This is a genomic window from Actinomadura craniellae, from assembly GCF_003289645.1.
GTDB classification, from domain to species: Bacteria; Actinomycetota; Actinomycetes; order Streptosporangiales; family Streptosporangiaceae; genus Actinomadura_D; species Actinomadura_D craniellae.
The window spans coordinates 295,813-314,381 of sequence record NZ_QLYX01000005.1 but is presented as its reverse complement, the minus strand read 5'-3'; the positions used below and the strand labels follow the sequence as shown (position 1 = coordinate 314,381).

Genomic DNA, 18,569 nt, shown 5'->3' with positions numbered 1-18,569 from the left:
CGCCCCCGGACCGTACGCTCCAACCATGACGGAGATCTTCCACATCGCCGAGCGGACGGCCTGGGAGGCGGCCCGCACCGCCGGTGTCCCCTACACCGTGTCCACCAGAGGACGCACCCTCGACGAGGAGGGCTTCATCCACTGCTCGGCCGACCTGCAACAGGTCGGTGCGGTGCTGGACCGCTTCTACGCCGGCGTCACGGACCTCATCCTGCTGGTGATCGACACCGATCTGCTGGACGTCCCGGTCCGGCACGAGCCCGCCGACGGCGAGATCTTCCCGCACGTCTACGGCCCGATCCCACCGAGTGCAGTCATCGATGTCCTGGTACCACCCGGAACCCGGTAGGCTCTGGGGCGGAGGATTCGCCTAGTGGCCTAGGGCGCACGCTTGGAAAGCGTGTTGGTGGCAACGCCTCGCGAGTTCGAATCTCGCATCCTCCGCCTTGTAATACACGGCCGGTACTCACCCGAGTACCGGCCGCGCTGCTGTCCGGTTGCAGTTCCCGTTGGCATTCACCTGCAACTGGCACCCTCCGCCGTCCCCTCGCCTGCGCGGGGACGGCCCTGGTTCCGCTCGGACTCGCGCTGCTGGTAGTCGCGCGGAGACAGTCCGTGGAAGCGGGAGAAGGCGGCGCTGAACGTGGGTAGGTGGGCGTACCCGATCCGGCGCGCGACGGCGCTGGGCGGGGCTCCCCCGGCGAGCAGGTCGCGAGCGATGCGCATGCGGGTGGCATAGCGCCAGCGACCCAGTGTCATACCTGTCTCGTCGCGGAAGGCACGGTGGATCTCAGCGCGGACATCGACATCGTGCGTCCCGCCAGGCTCGCCGATACGACGCAAGCACTCCATTGCGACAGCACGCGCGCGCGGATCGGTGGGCATCGGCACCGACAGCGCTCGCTGCGCGGCGACCTGTTCCGTGAACAGGTCGAGGATGTGGCGGGGGTTGTGGTCGTCGGGACGCAGTCCGGACCGGGCGCTGATCGAGCAGAACATCAAGTAGTCGTCCCACGCGGGCGAGAACCGCACCTGCAGCGGCACTGTCAGTTGGAGGTCGCCGGTACTCGCGTTGCCCAGCGGCAGGGAGACGGAGTTCTCGCGGAGGCCGGTGACATGCTCCATTCCTGCGGGGATCCAGGTCGCCACCCCTCGCTCCCGCTCGTAGCGTTGGTCGCCGATGTCCAGGTACCCGCTGCCTCGATACATCCAGCTGAGGACGTGGATGTCGTTGGTGTGCGACGGCGTGCTGGCTGCGGGCAGCATCTCAGGCGCAGCGGGAGTGTCCGTCTTGCGCATCATCCGGATCAGGTCGTCGGTCTGCCGTGCGGCCGCTGCCCGTTGCGTCAGCCCACCGGCGCCAGGTCGGGCGGAAAGCTGCCGCCTGAACTCGTGGGGGGTCAGTCCGAACCGTCCCTTGAAGGCCCGGGTGAGGCCGTTGCGGCTGGCGAAGCCCACTCGAGCGGCCACCTGGTCCACGTCGTAACCGGCGGCGAGGAACTCCACGGCGGCGCCGAGTCGGCAGAGCAGCCGCCACTGCTCGAACGTGAGCCCTGTGTCGGCGAGGAAGTCACGGCGGAGGGTGCGCGCGCTGGAGAGCACCCGCGACGCCCATTGTTCGACCGTGAGGTCGAGCGCGGGGTCGCGAACCAGTTCCTCGGCGGCTGCTCTGGCGCCGCGGGCTCGCGGCATCGCCGGCGAGGCGAATCCCGCTGAGCTCGGATTTCGCTCAACCTCGACGGGCGCCGGCGAGCGCGAGCCAGGACGCCGAAGAAGCTCCTCGATCGCCTCGGGGGAGTACCCGCGGCCGCTGAACGGAGTGACCTGCAGGTTGAAGAGCTGGATCAACCAGTCCTGCCAGCCGCTGGGAACGTCGAACCGCGTCAGTTCCGACAACCCCCGAGCGCCGACGCCGGCGTGGGGCCACAGCGGGAAGGCGACGGTGCCCGGCTCCGTGGTGATCGCCCGCTCTGCCCAGCCGTCTGCGGGAATCCAGGCGCCTTCGCCGGCCTTGAGGTGGAGCGCCGGCCTGCCGTCGAGGCGCACGTGCGCCGTGCCGGCGCGAACCCAGAGCAGCAGCGGTCGAACGGGCGCATCGGCCGGACCCAACCGCGCGCCCGGAATCGGCGGCGGGTCGCTGGCGCCCGCGGCGAACGACGAGGCCACCACCACGTCCTAACCATACGGCAGTTTGCGCACACTATTGTAGGTGAGGTTTGCCTAACCTTACCAGCGCGTGCCCTCCCGATGCCGGCGCGCGGCTCCTGGCCTCGAAGCGACCGGAAAGTTGAGTTCCCCGCATGCCCAAGACCTCGCGCCGGCTCACCGTGCACCCGCCGACCCTGCGTGAGGTCGAGGTGGTCCGGACCGTCGACATCACCCCGGGGATGCGGCGGGTCACGCTGAGCGGCGAACAGTTGCGTGCGTTCACCACTGCGGACGGCTTCGCGCGGCCGGCCTTCAAGTCCTCGGGCTTCGACGACGACCTCGGGCTCTACTTCCCGTACCCAGGCCAGCGTGATCCGGTGCTCCCGGTCCAGGGCGAGGCCAAGTTGATCGTGCCCAAGAATCCTCGACCGCTGTCGCGGGCCTACACGGTTCGCCGGTGGGACCCCGAGGCCGGCGAGCTGGACGTGGACTTCGTCAAGCACGGGGTGGGCGCGGGAACGACGTGGGCCTATCGCGCCCGGCCGGGTGACCGGATCCACCTCAGCGGCCCGAGCACGTCCAAGGCGTTCCCGGCCGGCGCCGACTGGTTGCTCGTGGCAGGCGACGACACCGCGCTCCCCGCAATCAGCCGCCTGCTCGACGAACTCCCGTCCGACGCCCGGGCGCAGGTGTTCATCGAGATCGCCGAGGACGCCCACCGCCAGGAGCTGCGCGAACTACCCGGGGTGGACGTCACGTGGCTGGTCCGCCCCGGCGTGACGGCCGGGACCGTGTCGCTGCTCACCGAGGCCGTCCGCAGTGCGGAGTGGTGGCCGGGCCAAGCGTTCGCGTGGCTGGCCGGCGAGCACACGGCCGTCCGGGACATCCGCCGGCACCTGGTCGAGGACCGTGGCGTGCCCAAGGAGGACATCGACTTCGCCGGCTACTGGCGTCGCTCCGAGGTCGTCGCCCTGGAGACCGACGGGGCGGTGCCCGACCCGGAGAGGACGGTCACCCCGTTCCAGAAGCTCCACGACCTGACCGAGCTTGTCGCGCCGATCGCGATCCGCACCGCCGTCGAGCTGGGCGTTCCCGATCTACTCTCCCGCGGCGTGACCAGCGTGACCGAGCTGGCCGCCAAGGCCGGTGCCGACGAGCGCGCTCTGGGCAAGCTGCTGCGTTACCTGCACGCCCTGGACGTGGTGACCGAGACAGAACCGTGTCACTACGCCCTGACGCCGGTCGGCGATGTCCTCACTCTCGAGTTCATCGCCGACCGGCTCCACTCCGCCGGGGTGGTCGGTCGCGAGATGCTCGGGATCCACGGCCTCACGGAGTCGGTCCGCACCGGCCGGCCCGCCTACGCCTCGGTCACCGGCCAGACCTTTGCCGACGTGCGAGCCGAGCAGGACTACGAGGACCGCCACCTGGAGCGCCTGGCGAAGTTCCAGCCCGCGCTGGCCGAACCGATCGCCACGTCCGACCTGCTCGCCGGAGTCCGGCACCTGGTGATCCACTCCGGTGGTGCCGGGGCCCACGCCCGTGAGTACGTCGCAGCCCACGAGAGCCTGCGCGTGACGATCTGCGCCCTGCCCGCCCAGGCCGACTGGCTGCGCCGCGACCTGCCCGCCACGATTCCCGACGAGCGGCAACGCACACGGGTCAGCGTGCTGGAGCAGTCCGTCTTCGAGCCCAGCCCAGCAGCCGACGCCGTGCTCATCAGCCGCGCCTTCAAGACCCTGCCCGACGCCGACGCTGCTCACGCGCTACGCCGGGCAGCCGAGAACCTCGTCCCCGGCGGACGGGTGCTGCTGGTCGAGGAGGTCTTCGACACCGACGACCTCGACGAGCACGACGGCGAGGAAGACCTGATCGGTCTGGTCTGCCACGGCTCCGGCCTGCGCACCGCAGCGGAGCTGGACGCCGTCATCGCCCGGGCCGGCCTCACGCGCGGGTCGGCGCACACCGTCGGCCTGGGCACCACCGTCCACGAGCTCCTCCGCCCCACCGCCGGCTGAACCCTTCACCCGGAAAGAGAAAGAAGAGAACACCCATGAGTAACTCGCCCCTGATGCGGCGCGGCGCAGCCCTTGCCGCCGCGCTGATGAGCGCGTCGCTCGTCCTCACCGCCTGCGGCGGTGACGGCGGCGACACCGGCGACAAGGCCGCCAAGACCCGCAGCGTCAAGGCCGAGAACGGCACCATCGAGGTTCCCGTCGCCCCCCGGCGGATCGTCACGATCGGCAACACCAGCCTCCCCTTCATCGACCTGGGTGGCAAGCCGGTGGGCGTCACCGAGGTGTCCGACTCCGACATCGACGTGCTGCCGGAGGAACAGAAGTCCGTGTACAAGGCAGCCGAGATCGTCGGCAGCAGCGGCGGTGAGGTGGACCTCGAGAAGCTCGCCGGCCTCAAGCCGGACCTCATCCTGGTCCAGTTCCACTCGAATGACTGGGACAAGGTCGGCAAGCGACTCGAGACAATCGCCCCGACCGTGTTCTGGGGGCTCGACACCGAGTGGAAGGCCTTCGCTGACGCGATCGCGGCGGCCGGCAACGTCACGAATGCGCTCAGCCGGCAGAAGGCGGAGTTCAAGGAAAAGGTCGCCAAGATTCAGAAGACCTACCGCAAGATCATCGACGACACCTCGTTCGTCGACGTCTCCCGCGGAGACTCGAGCGATCCTGGAACGTTCTACATCGCGGACATCGGTTGCTCCGAGATCGCCCGGGACGACGTCGGTCTGGACCTCCCCGAGGCGGCCGAGGGCAAGGACCCCCTGGCCTACGAGGCCCTGCCGTTCGAGCAGATCGGTGAGCTGTCCAAATACGACGTGATCACCTACCCCGTCAACGCCGAGGGCCAGCCGACCGAGCCCTTCGTGCCGGTGGTCAAGACCAACACCTGGAAGGCGCTGCCCGCCGTGAGCTCCGGTCGGGCGCTGGGAGTCTTCTGCCCCGGCAACAACTCCTACGGGCCCGTCCTCCGGTACCTGGACTCGCTCGACAGAGCGCTGGCGACCCTCCCAGCCAAGAAGTGACAACCCTCGCCCTGCGGCAGGACGGTCCGGGCACCGAGCCGGTGCCCGGACCGCGTCGCCGTCTGCTCGGCCTGGTCGTCGCGCTGGTGGTGCTGGTGGTCCTGCTGGTGCTGAGCGTCATGATCGGGTCGACGGCGATCTCGCCGTCAGTGGTGTGGGACGCGCTGTTCCACTCCTCGGCCGGCATCGACCAGTTCGCGATCCGCGACTTCCGGCTGCCGCGCACGATCGTGGGTCTGGTCGTCGGCGTCGCACTCGGTTTGTCGGGCGCGTTGATCCAGGCGCTCACCCGCAATCCCCTGGCCGATCCGGGCATCCTCGGCGTCCATGCCGGTGCGTCCTTCGCGGTGACGGTCGCCGTGGGCTTGCTCGGCATCCACGACGCCCGGGGCTACATGTGGTTCGCGTTCGCGGGGGCACTGATCGTCACGCTCCTGGTGCTCGCCCTCGGGTCGACCCGGCAGGGCTCCTCGCCGGTCGTCATGGTGCTCGCCGGGGTCTGCATCGGCTCCGTGCTCGGCGGCGCCAGGGAGGCGCTCCAGTTGACCGACCCGGACGCCTTCGACGCGATGCGGTACTGGAACGCCGGGTCGATCGTGGGTCGCCCGCTCGAGGTCATGTGGCCGATCCTGCCGTTCTTCGCGGTGGCGCTCATCCTGGCCTTCGCGGTGTCGGGCCCGCTCAACGCCCTGGCTCTGGGTGACGAGCTGGCGGTCGCCCAAGGGGTCCGGTTGGTACGCACCCGTGTGCTTGCGGTGATCGCGCTCACCCTCCTCGCCGGTGGCGCCACCGCGATCGCCGGACCCATCGGATTCGTCGGACTCATGGTGCCGCACGTGGCCCGCTGGATCGTCGGCCCGCACCAACGCTGGATCTTCGTCTACAGCATCCTCCTCGCCCCGAGCCTGCTGCTGGCCTCCGACGTCCTCGGCCGCATCGTGATGAGACCTGTCGAGATCCCCGTGGGCGTCGTCACCGCCTTCGTCGGCGCTCCCGCTCTCGTCGCGCTGGCGCGGCGGAAGAGGGCGAGCGGACTATGAGCACGCACATTCCGCGGGTGGACTTCGGGCGGCGGGTGCTGGTGCTGCGGCGCCGGCGGATCGCGGTACGGCTCCAGTGGCGCTCGGTCGTCGTCTGCGCGGTGCTCGCGGTCGTGGTCGCCGGTACGGCGGTGCTCGCGCTGATGACCGGCTCGTACTCGCTGAGCCCCGGGCAGGTGCTCTCCGCACTGACCGGCCGGGAGACCGGCATCGTCCACGACATCGTGGTCGAGTGGCGGCTGCCCCGGGTGGCCGCGGCGCTGGTGTTCGGCGCGGCTCTGGGGGTGAGCGGGGCGATCTTCCAGTCACTGCTGCGCAACCCTCTCGCCGACCCCGGCATCATCGGGTTCTCCCAGGGCTCCCATACCGGCGCGCTGATCGTGATCCTGGTCATCAACGGCACCTACGTGCAGCTGGTCAGCGGGGCGTTGCTGGGCGGGATGGCCACCGCCGTGGCCGTGTACGTGCTCGCCTACCGGCGAGGGGTGCAGGGGTTCCGGCTGATCGTCGTCGGCATCGGCGTCTCGGCGATGCTCACGTCGCTCAACACCTGGCTGATCCTCAAGGCCGACCTGGACCAGGCGATGTCCGCGGCCGCGTGGGGTGCCGGGTCACTCAACGGCGTGTCCTGGGACCAGGTCGTCATCGGCGGCGCCTGCATCGCCGTACTCCTGCTGCCGGCCGGGATGTTGAGCCGGCCGATGCGGCAGATGGAGCTGGGTGACGACGCGGCCGCCTCGCAAGGGGTACGGGTCTCGCCCGCACGCCTCGGCCTGGTCCTGGTGGGAGTGGCGCTGGCGGCGACGGTCACGGCCGCGTCGGGGCCGATCGCGTTCATCTCCCTGGTCGCCCCGCAGATCGGACGCCGACTCGCCCGCACCGCCGGGATCACCCTGGCCCCCGCGGCCTTCGTCGGCGCGCTGCTATGCCTGGCGTCGGACTACCTCGCCCAGCACGTCGCCCCCACCCCGCTGCCGGTCGGCATCATCACCGTCATGCTCGGCGGCGGCTACCTCGGATACCTGCTGTTCACCGAAGCCAGGAGACGCCTATGAGCGCAACCCCGCCCGACACCGCGCGCCTCCGGGTGGAGTCGGCGACGATCGGCTACGACAAGCGGATCATCTCCGAGCACCTCTCGGTGGCGATCCCCGACGAGTCGTTCACGGTCATCGTCGGCCCGAACGCGTGCGGCAAGTCCACCCTGCTGCGCGGCCTGTCCCGACTGCTGAAGCCGTCGGCCGGGCAGGTCGTCCTCGACGGTGCCGACATCAACTCCTACAAGACCAAAGAGGTGGCGCGGCGGGTCGGACTGCTGCCGCAGACCTCGATCGCCCCGGACGGGATCACCGTCGCCGACCTGGTGGCCCGGGGACGGTACCCCCACCAGGGGTTCATCCGGCAGTGGACCGAGGACGACGAGCAGGCCGTGCTCAGGGCGATGCACCAGACCTCGGTCACCGACCTGTCCGGGCGCCTGGTGGACGAGCTGTCGGGCGGGCAGCGCCAGCGGGTGTGGGTGGCGATGGCGCTCGCGCAGCACACCGGCATCATGCTGCTCGATGAACCGACCACCTTCCTCGACATCACCCACCAGATCGAGCTGATGGAGCTGTTCACCGACCTGCACCACGTCGGCCACACCCTGGTCGCCGTCCTGCACGACCTGAACCACGCCGCCCGCTACGGCACCCACCTGATCGCCATGAAGGACGGCGCCGTGGTCGCCGAGGGCACTCCGGACGAGGTCGTCACGGCCGAGCTGGTCGAGGAGGTGTTCGGTCTGCGCTGCCTGGTGCTGCCCGATCCGGTGGCCGGCAGCCCCCAGGTGGTGCCGCTCGGCCGCGAACGAACCCGACAGAGGTCCGCTGACAACGCCGACGTGGAGAGCGCGAGAAATGGCTGATCCGTCTGTCGAGAAGCTGTCGACCGGTGAGTGGAGCCCGGCAAGGTTCAGACGACATCTCGAGGAGACGGGTGCACCGCTTGTCGAGCGGGTCTCCGCGGACGAGGTGGAGGCGACGTTCGTCGACGAGCCCGGAGACGACACAACGGTCACCCTCTCGGTGGTGATCGGCCCCAGGATCGGCTTCAACCCGATCGACACGGAGTTCGCCTCGGTGGCGGGGACGCCGTTCTGCGTTCTTACCCTGCGGATGCGTTCCGATCTGCGCTTCTCGTACGTGTTCGCACGACGTGGGCCGAGGGGTGGGGGCGAACAGGTTCCGGACCCGTTCAACCCGCCACCGAGGTTCTCGGAGTGCTCGGTGGAGCGGTTCTCCGGGGCCTCGGTGGCAGTGCTGCCCGACGCGGTGCCGTTGCCCTGGCTCGATCAGGCCGAAGCGCGGCCGGCCCCGGCAGTGGAAACCGCCGTGCTGGCGAGCGAGTTCCTGGGAGACGAACGCCGCATCTGGGTCTCGATGCCGCCGGGAGAGTTCTCAGCCGAGAGCGCACTGCCCTTCGTGATCCACCTGGACGGGACGCCGGACCACAGCGCGCCGAGCGTTCGTGACGCCCTGGTCCAGGCGGGACTGGTCCGACCCTGCGTGGTGGTCCTCGTCGGTCAGCCCGCACCGCAGCGCGACAAAGAGCTGCTCTGCAACCCGGCGTTCTCCCAGATGCTGGTCCAGGAACTGCTGCCATGGCTCCACCGCCGCTATCCGCTCTCGCGGGACCCCGGTGACGTCGCGCTGGCCGGCGAGAGCTTCGGCGGTCTGTGCGCCGGCTGGACGGCGCTCCACCACCCGACGACGTTCGGCAACGCCATCCTCCAGTCCCCGTCGTGCGGGTACCACCCTGACCTCACGTGGGGCACCGGATCGGGTGAGCTGCTGCGCCGCACCCCCGTACCGACACTGATCGCCGACTACCTGGCCGCAGAAACGGCACCGATCCGCATCTTCCACGACGTTGGTGAGCTGGAGAGCTCGAACACCCACAGTCGCTGGTTGGACCACGTGCTCACCGGGAAGGGCTACGACACCCGCTACAGAGAGTTCGCCGGCGGGCACGACTACGCATGGTGGCGAGGAATCTTCGCCGATGCCCTGCTCTGGTGCTTCCCGCTCAGGAGCAGGAACCGGAGCCAGGCGTGAAGAACTCCTCGCGTTTCTCGGGCGCCGACGCCGCAGGACTGGGGCGAGGACCGCTGACCCGCTGGCTGCCGGTGCTCCTGCTCGCTCCCGCCGAGCCGCCCGGTGCTCGACCGTTCGAGTCCGGGCCGGGGATCACCCCGGGCCGGTTCCTGCTGCGCGTGATCTTCTCGGTGCGGCGGGTCAGCGTTCCCGCGATGCTGCTGGCGATCGTGTGGCAGGTGGGCGAGTCCGCGGTCCCGGTGGTGATGGGGCTCGCGATCGACCGGGCCCTGGCGACCGGGGACGAGGGACAGCTGGTCCTGTGGCTCGGCGTGCTGGTGGCCCTCTACGTCGCGCTGACGTCGGCGGCGAGGCTCTCGCTGCGGCTGACCGCCTATGCGGTGCAGGTACTGCAGCACCGGCTCCGCGGCACCCTCTCCACGGGCGTGCTGCACCCGGTCGGCGGTACCGCCCGTGCGCTGGACGGCAGCGTGGTCTCGGTGATGACGAACGACGTCGCGCGCCTGTCCAACGCGGTGATCCTGACGATCATCCCGGTCTCGAGGATCACGGCCATCGGATTCATCGCGGCATCGCTGCTGGCGACGCACTGGCTGCTCGGACTCGTGGTGCTGTTCGGGGCGCCTGTCGCGGTCTGGTCGATGGGCGTGCTCAGCGAGCGGCTCTCCCGGGACACCCGCGAGTACCAGGAGCTGCTGTCCTCCACGGTCGGACAGGCCACGGACCTGGTCGCCGGCTACCGGGTGATCAAGGGGGTGCGTGCCGAGGCCGAGGCGATCGGCCGGTACCGGCGGGCAAGCCAGGAGACCCTGGTCGGCGCCAGGCGCAACGCGGGCCTGCTGGGGAAGTTCCTTGCGGGCTCGGGCGTGGTCAGCGGCACGTTCGTCGCCGCGGTGATGGGGCTGGCGGGCTGGTTCGCCGTGGACGGACAGCTCAGCATCGGCGGGCTGATCACCGCCGTCGGCCTCGCCCAGGCACTGCTGCCCCAGATCCAGGCGATCGCGAGCACGTCCATCCCCAACCTCGCCGGCGCCCGCGCCTCGTCCGCGCGTGTCCTCGACGTGCTGCGGAACAACGCCACGTCGACGGCCGGGCCCGATGACGCGACCCGGCGGGAGGTCACCGCGCTGCCGGAGCTGGACGTGGTCGTGCCGAGCATCTCCGGGCCCGGCGTGACGATCCGGGTCGAGCCCGGCGAGCTCGTGGGCGTGCGCGCCGACGACCGGACCGCCGCCCGTGTCGTCGAGGCGCTGCTGGACCCGCAGGCCGAGGGAGGGGTCGAGGCGCGGCTCGACGGGATCGCGGCACGGGAGCTGTCCCCGGTCGAGTACCGCTCCCGGGTCACCGTCGCGCCGCACCGCGCCACGCTGTTCAGCGGCACCCTCCGCGACAACGTCGCCGTGATCGCGGGCCCGCCCGAGCGGGTGGACGCCGCGGTGCGAGCCGCCGCCTGCGACGACTTCGCAGCCGACCTCGACGTCCCGGTCGGCGAGGGCGGCAACCGGCTCTCGGGCGGCCAACGCCAGCGGGTCGCGCTCGCCCGCGCCCTGGCGAGCGACGCGCCGGTGCTCGTGCTGCACGACCCGACCACCGCGGTCGACTCGGTCACCGAGCACACGATCGCAGGCCGGCTGCGCGGTGTCCGGGCAGGCCGCTCGACGCTGCTGATCGCCTCGACCCCGGCGCTGCTCGCTGCCTGCGACCGCGTCGTCGAGTTGCCTGACGACGTACCCGCGCCCGCAAGGACGGCGCGGTGAGCGGCACCTCCGCCGTGCCCGGGACCGCGGCTTCCGATGCCGGGCAGTCCGGGCTGCCGGTCGCGAGCGGCCGCGAGACGGTCAGGGAGGTGTGGCGGCTCAGCCACGGGTACCGGCTCCGGCTCGCCGCGACCGGGGTGCTGGGGCTCGTCAGCACCGGCGTCGACCTGATCGTTCCCGGGGCGATCGGATTCCTCGTCGACCGCGTGCAGGCCGGCACCGCGGACCTTGCCACAGTGCTGACGGTCACGGTCGTCATGGCGCTCTCGGCGGTCCTCGGTGCTGCGGGCACCGCGCTGACGATCGTGCTCGCCACCCGCGTCTACCACTCCATCCTCGCCGCGCTGCGCGAACAGCTCGTGGGCCACGCGATGGCGCTCCCACAGCACCTCGTCGAGCGCGCCGGCACCGGAGACCTGATCTCGCGATCCAGCGACGACGTCACCGCGGTCGCCGACGCCGCCCCCGCCGTGATCCCGGTGCTCACCGTCACTGCCTTCACCATCGTCGTGTCGCTGGGCGGGCTCGCGGCACTGGAACGTCCCTACGCGGCCGCCTTCGCCGTCGTGCTGCCGGTCTACGTGCTGGCCGTGCGGTGGTACCTGCGCATCGGACCAGGGGTCTACCGCGCCGAGCGCACGGCGATGAGCGCGCGTGCCCAGCAGATCCTCGAGTCCCAGCGCGGCTACGCCACCATGCTCGGCTTCGGGCTCGCCGAGCAACGACACCGGGCTGTGATGACGGACTCCTGGCGCGTCGCGAGGCAGTCGCTACGCGCACGCACCGTGCTGAGCATGCTCAATGCCCGGCTCAACCTCGGGGAGTGCCTGAGCCTGGCCGCCGTACTCGTCGTCGGCTTCGTCCTCATCGACCACAACGCATCGACCGTCGGCGGCGCCACCACCGCCATGCTGCTCGTGCTACGCCTGCTCGGACCGGTCAACCAGCTACTGCTGGTCATCGACACCCTCCAGTCCGCCCTCGCATCGCTGAGCCGCATGATCGGGGTCGTCACGATTCCGTTCAGCTCGTCGGACGTCCCGGCGCAGACCACGAGCACCGCCGTACGGCTCGACGAGGTCTCGTTCCGTTACGGCGAGGGGCCACGGGTGCTCGACGGCATCACCCTCGACATCCCGTCCGGTCAGCACGTGGCCGTCGTCGGCGTGTCCGGGGCAGGCAAGACCACGCTCGCCGGCGTGGTCGCCGGCACCCAACTGCCTGAGGCCGGGAGGGTGACTCGCCCCAGCCGTACCGCGATGATCACCCAGGAGGTCCATGTCTTCGCAGGCACCCTGCGCGACAACCTCACCCTCGCCGCCCCCGGGGCCACCGAACGCGACCTCCATGCAGCGCTGGAAGCCACCGGTGCCGCATCGATCCTCGATGTTCTCCCCGACCGGTTGGACACCCCGCTGGGTGTCGGCGGGCACCCGCTCACCGACGCGCAGGCGCAGCAGCTCGCCCTCGCCCGCCTGCTGCTCACCGACGCTGATCTGGTGATCCTCGACGAAGCGACCGCCGAGGCCGGCTCCACCTACGCCGGACAGCTCGACCGCGCTGCTGATGCCGTCCTCGCCGGGCGCACCGCAGTCGTGGTCGCGCACCGCCTCTCCCAGGCAGCGACCTGCGACCGGATCATGGTGATGGAGCACGGCCGGATCATCGAGACCGGCACCCACGGAGAGCTGGTTGATGCCGGTGGTGTGTACGCCGGGTTGTGGACGGCCTGGGAGGCCGCTCAGTGACAACAGCACGGCCAGGCCAGGATTCGCCGCAGTCCGCGGAGCTTGTCGTCACAGGTACGGATCAGACGCCTGCAACTTGTTGCAGACGTGCCAGAGTACGGGTACAAAGGAAGCATGAGCACGACGGAAGCCAAGGAGAAGAACCCCTCCCGCGAGAAGCCGCCCCGCAAGTCCACGACACCGACGCTGGGGTTCACCGTCCTCGACCGTGACCGTGAAGCCCTTGATGCCCTGGTCGCACGGTTCGGCGATGGGAACCGGTCGGAGTTTCTGCGCCAAGCCATCCATGTCATGACCTCGATCATGATCGCCGAGGATCTCCAGGAGTTCCAGGCATACGGGACCAAACAGGCCGAAGCCGCCGGAGTCACCGACATCCAAGACGTGATCGCCTGGCAGAAGGCGAACCGTAAGAACAGGCGGGGCTTGTGAGCCTCACAACCCCCGTGCCGACACCTGTGGTCTTTGACGTCAACGTCTACATCGACGCGGTGATCAAAGGAGGCGGGGGATCGGCCTTCACTCACTGGCCGGTCCTGCCACCCAAAACCACCAACGCCGCGGCCGACTGCATCGGTCTGGCCAACGACGCACGCGAGTACTCGCTCTGGATCTCCGAACACGTCTTCAGCAACATCGAATGGACCCTGACCGATCTCTTCAAATGGTCCACCGACCGCATCGACGGCTACCTGGACACGCTCACCACCATCGCCGAACGCTCCGGGGGAGCCTTCCTGCGGGACGTGCCGCGCAGCGTCCACGACTGCCCTGACTACGAGGACAACATGATCCTCGACCTCGCCGTAGAGGTCGGTGCCCTGATCATCGTCAGCAACGACAGCGATCTGCTGCACATGAACCCCTGGCGCAGCACGCTGATCCTCGATCCGACGAGATTCGCCGCCATCGGCGACGCCCACAGACGGCCAGGGCAACAGCAGCGCTAGTCGCAGGGCCTCAGTAGGGGTAGGGGGTTTCCGGGTGCTCCCAGTTGTAGTCAGCGATGATCGACGGGGCCACCCTGCCGTTCGGGTTGACGTAGCGGCCCGTTCGGCGGGCCCACTCGCGGACGCGTTCGAGATCTGGGTCGTTGCGGCTGGAAGAGGCCGCGGGTTCCTGCGCCGGAGCAGGCGTGGCGGTCGGGGCCGGTTCGGTGAGCACCGCGGGAACGGGAATGGGCATTTCGGGGAGGTCGGGCGTATCGGGTTCCGGCTCGGGACCGGGGGTGATGCCCATGCTGGTGAGGAGTGGCCAGAGGGAGTCCATGGCGGAGGCCGGGTCGCGGTAGAAGACGCTGCCGCGGACGCGCCAGAAGCGCCAGCCCATACGTTCGAGGACGCTCTGCCGGCGGAGGTCGTCCTCCCACTGGTCGGGGCCGTGGAACTTGTCGCCGTCGCATTCGATGGCGAGGCGGCGGCCGTTGCCGCGCACGACGAGGTCGATGCGGAGGTTGCCGACGGGGTGCTGGGGGGTGACGAGGTAGTCGCGGGCCAGGAGCATGCGCAGGACGCGGCGTTCGAAGTCGGAGTCGCAGCGGTCTTCGAGGTCCTTGGTGAGGTCGGCGGAGCGCTGGCCGTCGGTGGCGTAGCGGATGAGCCGACCGCGCTGGTCGTCGGGGTTGAGCCGGTCGGCGGTGACGCTGTGGAAGATCCACATCTGGTCGCGGGCGCGGCTGGCGGCGACGTTGACGCGCTGCTCGTAGGTCTTGCCGGTGAAGGCGTGGCCGCCGGAGTCGATGACGGTGGTGATGAAGACGATGTCGCGTTCGTCGCCCTGGAAGCTGTAGGAGTCGCCGCACCGCAGCCGCCGCTGCTCGTAGGCCTCGGGGCCGAGCTTGGCGAGCAGGGCCTGATCGATCCACTGGGCCTGGCGGCTCCTGCCCAGCAGGGAGATGACGCCCATGGTGCGGCCGTCGTAGGCGGGATCGGCGCAGCACTGCACGACCTTGTCGACGAGGGCGGCGGCCTCGGCCTCGTTGATGTCGCCGAAGCCGGTGACGCGGCGGACCCCGTCGGGCACGTGGACGGCCTCGACCGCCGAGCCCGGCAGTTTCCCCGGGGCCTCCTCGCGCAGGGCCTGGATCTCGCCGCCGTAGTAGTGCTGTGAGGAGAACTCGATGATGCGGGGCAGGCAGCGGAAGTGCTCGCGGAGCCGGACGACACCGGGGAACAGCCGGGCGGACGCGTCGTAGAGGCTGGATCCCAGGTCGAGCAGGAGGGCGTTGGGGAAGGACGGCAGGTGGGTGCGGATCAGCTCGTCCACCCGTTCCTGCCGGACGCCGACCGCGGACGGGCTGATCTGCTTGTCGTCGCCGACGACCACGACCTTGCGGCCGAGCCCGAGCAGCCCGAGCGCGAACACGTCGCACTGGCTGCTCTCATCGACGATGACGACGTCGAACAGCGGCGCGACGGTTGGGTCGAAGGACTCGGCGACCCGGTAGTACGGCATGATCCACACGGGGACCGCACCCATCGCCTGGGGCATCAGCTTCTGGGCCTCGGCCCGCCATTTGGCCGCGCCCCGTCCCGTACCCTTGCCGATCTTGCGGAGGGTCTGGAGCCAGCCGACGAGGGCCTGCCGCTGGGTGTGGCCGAGATTGCGCTTCATCGCCAGCCAGGCCGACCGCCGCGTCAGTTCCAGGGTGACCCGGCGCTGTTCCTCTTGGGCGGTGTCGAGCCTGCGCTGCACCTCGGCGAGGTCGTCGGCGTTGATGATGTCGCGCAACCAGGTCTCGGACTGCCGCCATTCCCACAGCCGCGGAAGATCGCCGGGGTCGCCGCAGACCGACGGGTCGCCCCTCAACTCAAGGATCTTCCGCGTCCAGAGCGGCGTCACGGCGGTGAGCCGCCGGGTCAGCTCGTTCATGCGCTCGACCTGCGGGCGGAGCATGGCCAGCCGGGCCGAGGTGGCGAGCGCGGTGTCCCAGCGGGCGGTGTCGTGCTCGTCGTAGGCGGTGAGGAGTTCACCCCAGAGCAGGCTCGCGCCAGGCCGCTGCCTGGCCTCGGCGACGTTCTGCCGGAACCGCGCCCGGCCGTCCTCGAGCTGCCGCTGACGCGCCCGGGCGCGGAGGGCACCGAGCACTTCGGCGAGCCGGTGCAGGTCGGCGGAGCTCGGCCGGACCGGGACCATGCCGAGCGAGACGACCCCGCCGATCCGCGTTCGAAGGTCGGGCCAGAACCGGCTCTCCCAGGAGAGGGCCGACTCGATCTCCTGGCAGCGGGCGTCGATCCAGGTCTCGGGGGCGGGAACGCCCTCCGGGACGGGCGGCGCGGCGAGCGCCACGACGAGTTCGTCCTGCCACAGGCGGGTGAAGGCGGCACGGAGCCGGCCGAGCTCCACCCAGGCGATCATCTTCTCGATGTCCTCGACCTCGGTGGGACGTTCGCCGTCGATGGAGGTCTGGCCCAGGAACTGGGCGAGGTTCCGCTGGGTCAGGCCTGAGACCTTCCGGCCCTCGCGGAACCGCTGGAGCGCCTGCTGGAGCAGGGCGATGATCTCGCGCGGCGAGCGGCCGGGCGGCAGTTCCACCCGGCAGCCCGACAACCGGGCCCGCAGGTCGGCGGCCATGCGGGCATCCGCCCGCAGCCGGGCGGTGTGGCCCGCCCACAGCTGCATCCAGTGGGTGTCCTGGACGATCTGGGAGCGCAGGCGCGCGAGCCAGTCCTGTTCGAGGGGCTCGATCCAGCGGGCGGTGGAGCTCAGGTGGGTGGCGAGTTCTTCGAGGGCCTCGCCGGTGATCGTGTCGAGCCGGGACGGATCGGCGACGTAGTCGTCGTAACCGCGGAGAATCCCGGCGATCCGGCGCAGCTCCTCCAGTTCGCGCGCAAGGTCGGCGCCGCTCGGCAGCGTGTGCGTGGGCGGCAGGTCGGACGCGCAGGCGGCGGCGTCGGCGGCGTCGATCCGGCCGGCGAGGGAGTACAGCTCACCGAGCTCCCCGGAGGTCAGCGGGCTCGCCGCACCGAGGGGGAGCCGGTCGGGGATCCGGTTGAGCTCGCCGTCGTTGTCGGCCAGCCACTCGGCGAGTTCCGCCGCCCGCCGCTGCCGCCCGTTCAGTTCGAGGACGTCCTGTTCGCGTTCGAGGGCGAGCCGCAGCCGCTTGCGGAGCCGCAGGACCTCGGCCTCGATCTCGTCCAGCCGCCCCCGCAGCCGCTCGGTGGCGGCCGACTCCTTGTGCTCGTCGACGTTGTCGGCGGCTTCGGTGATGGCCTGGACGGAACGCTGGAGGGCCGTCATGTCGGCGGAGGAGGAGCCGAGGACGGCGAGCGACAGGTCGCGCAGCTCGGCGGGGATCTTGTCGCGGAGCACGGCCAGGGCCTGGTCCTTGTGGGCCGTCACCAGGACACGTTTGCCGTGCGCGACGAGGTGGGAGACGAGGTTGGCGATGGTGTGGCTCTTGCCGGTGCCGGGCGGACCCTGGACCGTCACCCCGCTGTGCCTTGCGAGCTTCCTGGCGATCTGCTCCTGCTCGGCATTGGCGGGCAGCGGCATCAGCAGTTGCTCGGCGACCGGGGCCCATGCCCGCTCCTCGGCCTCGCCGTGGACGCCGCGGGCCGCGCCCTCCCCCGCGGCGAGCGCGACGACGGGCGCGGGCAGCCCGTCCTCGTTGCCGAGGGCGTTCTTCAACTGGTCGAAGAACCGCAGGAACATGACGCGTCGTTTCCGCACGAACAGCCGCCACGTCACGCTCATCTCGGGCGAGGCGCCCACCGGCGGCAGCTCGTCCGTCCGCCGGACGTCGGTGTCGAGCCCCAACGGCGCGATGATCTTGCGGTAGACAACGTCCGCCCGTGCGTCCCACGGGTCGAATCCCTCGGCCCGCAGGTCGTTCTGCACCTGGAGGAGTTCCCCCAGGTTGGGCACACCCAGGCCCTGAAGGCAGTCGAGTTCGAGCTCCGGCAGCCCCTCGGGCGTGACGGACAGCTCCCCGTTCTCCTCGTCAAAGACGACCTTCACGCGGCTGACGACCATCGGATGGCAGATCCGCTGCTCGCCGAAGTTCCAGCCGAGGATTCCGTGCCCCCACACCAGCTCGTGCGTGGCCTCATCGGCGCGGACCCGCTGCCGCAGCTGGAACAGCGACTCGTACAGCGTGCGGGCGGCCACCGCCGTCCGGGCGAGCTCCGCCCAGGGTTCCCACACGTCGTCCACCCACCGCGCGAACGCCACCCGGACCGGCCTCACCGGATCGGGTTCCTCCTCCGTCGGCGGCCCCACCCGCACCGCGAGATCCGCGGGCTCGACCGGACGCCGATGCGGGTCCCCGAGGATCACCCCGGCGCAGTGCCGTTTCAGCTCTGGCGGCATCGCGGGCGGGATCGGCTTCGATGTCTTCGCCACCCGCAACCACGCGTCCCCGGCCGCCGCCCCGACCCGCACCGCCTGATGCGCCGGCACCTCGTCGGGCGCACACGCCAGATCATGCTCCCCGATGTGCCGGACCGGCTTCGCGTAGACCTCCTGCGCCAGCGCACTCAGGTAATCGAACAGGTGCTCAACGCGCTCACGGGTCACGGAATCGGTTACCACGCGCACTCCCCAGCCACAGCGGAACTCTCATCGTCTCATCCGCCACTGACAGTTGCTGACCAACCACCTAACAATCCCGACACCGCACCGAATCCGAAACTCTCGCTCCGAAAAGGGCCGGACCCTCAGCGGTAGCAGATCCATGAAGGCGCCGGCCCGCCGGTGGTGGCGAACGGGGCGTGATGAGACCGCCGAGGTGAAGGATCAGC

13 protein-coding genes and 1 tRNA gene are annotated in these 18,569 nt (G+C 70.3%); 12 read left to right on the top strand and 2 right to left on the bottom strand.

The annotated features are described in order from the left end of the window. Positions 1-25 precede the first annotated feature (25 nt). The gene (locus DPM19_RS13725; protein ID WP_111867105.1) at positions 26-349 is read left to right on the top strand and encodes a DUF952 domain-containing protein; all 324 of its coding nucleotides are present in this window, start codon (positions 26-28) and stop codon (positions 347-349) included. Between the two features lie 10 nt (positions 350-359). Next, positions 360-444: transfer RNA gene (locus DPM19_RS13720), tRNA-Ser, on the top strand. Positions 445-516: 72 nt separating this feature from the next. Here the strand turns inward: DPM19_RS13720 and DPM19_RS13715 are convergent. Then, complete coding sequence (locus tag DPM19_RS13715; protein WP_199485071.1) at positions 517-2,172, bottom strand: AraC family transcriptional regulator; 1,656 nt, start codon at positions 2,170-2,172, stop codon at positions 517-519. 128 nt (positions 2,173-2,300) lie between these two features. Between DPM19_RS13715 and DPM19_RS13710 the strand changes: the two genes are divergently transcribed. The 10 genes from DPM19_RS13710 to DPM19_RS13665 all read left to right on the top strand — a co-directional run bounded on the left by DPM19_RS13710 (position 2,301) and on the right by DPM19_RS13665 (position 13,778). Beyond that, positions 2,301-4,166 carry a siderophore-interacting protein gene (locus tag DPM19_RS13710; RefSeq protein WP_111867102.1) on the top strand — a complete coding sequence of 622 codons (1,866 nt, stop codon included), beginning with the start codon at positions 2,301-2,303 and terminating at the stop codon, positions 4,164-4,166. Positions 4,167-4,201: 35 nt separating this feature from the next. Beyond that, entirely contained in the window at positions 4,202-5,188 is a 987-nt protein-coding gene (locus DPM19_RS13705; RefSeq protein WP_199485070.1) for an ABC transporter substrate-binding protein, read from the top strand. Next, on the top strand, positions 5,185-6,228 hold the full coding sequence (locus DPM19_RS13700; protein ID WP_233510127.1) for a FecCD family ABC transporter permease: 1,044 nt from the start codon (positions 5,185-5,187) through the stop codon (positions 6,226-6,228). The genes DPM19_RS13705 and DPM19_RS13700 overlap by 4 nt, the downstream gene beginning before the upstream one ends. Beyond that, positions 6,225-7,283 (top strand): FecCD family ABC transporter permease, encoded by a 1,059-nt coding sequence (locus tag DPM19_RS13695; RefSeq protein ID WP_199485069.1) that lies wholly within the window; start codon positions 6,225-6,227, stop codon positions 7,281-7,283. Before DPM19_RS13700 ends, DPM19_RS13695 begins: the two co-directional genes overlap by 4 nt. Beyond that, entirely contained in the window at positions 7,280-8,134 is an 855-nt protein-coding gene (locus DPM19_RS13690; RefSeq protein ID WP_111867099.1) for an ABC transporter ATP-binding protein, read from the top strand. Before DPM19_RS13695 ends, DPM19_RS13690 begins: the two co-directional genes overlap by 4 nt. Beyond that, positions 8,127-9,323 (top strand): alpha/beta hydrolase, encoded by a 1,197-nt coding sequence (locus DPM19_RS13685; RefSeq protein ID WP_111867096.1) that lies wholly within the window; start codon positions 8,127-8,129, stop codon positions 9,321-9,323. Before DPM19_RS13690 ends, DPM19_RS13685 begins: the two co-directional genes overlap by 8 nt. Then, entirely contained in the window at positions 9,320-11,080 is a 1,761-nt protein-coding gene (locus DPM19_RS13680) for an ABC transporter transmembrane domain-containing protein (RefSeq protein ID WP_199485068.1), read from the top strand. The genes DPM19_RS13685 and DPM19_RS13680 overlap by 4 nt, the downstream gene beginning before the upstream one ends. Continuing rightward, positions 11,077-12,828 carry an ABC transporter ATP-binding protein gene (locus tag DPM19_RS13675; protein ID WP_199485067.1) on the top strand — a complete coding sequence of 584 codons (1,752 nt, stop codon included), beginning with the start codon at positions 11,077-11,079 and terminating at the stop codon, positions 12,826-12,828. Before DPM19_RS13680 ends, DPM19_RS13675 begins: the two co-directional genes overlap by 4 nt. 114 nt (positions 12,829-12,942) lie before the next feature. After that, positions 12,943-13,260, top strand: coding sequence for a hypothetical protein (locus DPM19_RS13670; RefSeq protein ID WP_111867094.1), 318 nt, complete (start codon positions 12,943-12,945; stop codon positions 13,258-13,260). Next, positions 13,257-13,778 carry a PIN domain-containing protein gene (locus tag DPM19_RS13665; RefSeq protein WP_111867091.1) on the top strand — a complete coding sequence of 174 codons (522 nt, stop codon included), beginning with the start codon at positions 13,257-13,259 and terminating at the stop codon, positions 13,776-13,778. The genes DPM19_RS13670 and DPM19_RS13665 overlap by 4 nt, the downstream gene beginning before the upstream one ends. 10 nt (positions 13,779-13,788) lie before the next feature. Here the strand turns inward: DPM19_RS13665 and DPM19_RS13660 are convergent, their stop codons facing one another. After that, positions 13,789-18,360 carry an AAA domain-containing protein gene (locus DPM19_RS13660; RefSeq protein WP_146778855.1) on the bottom strand — a complete coding sequence of 1,524 codons (4,572 nt, stop codon included), beginning with the start codon at positions 18,358-18,360 and terminating at the stop codon, positions 13,789-13,791. Positions 18,361-18,569 lie beyond the last annotated feature (209 nt).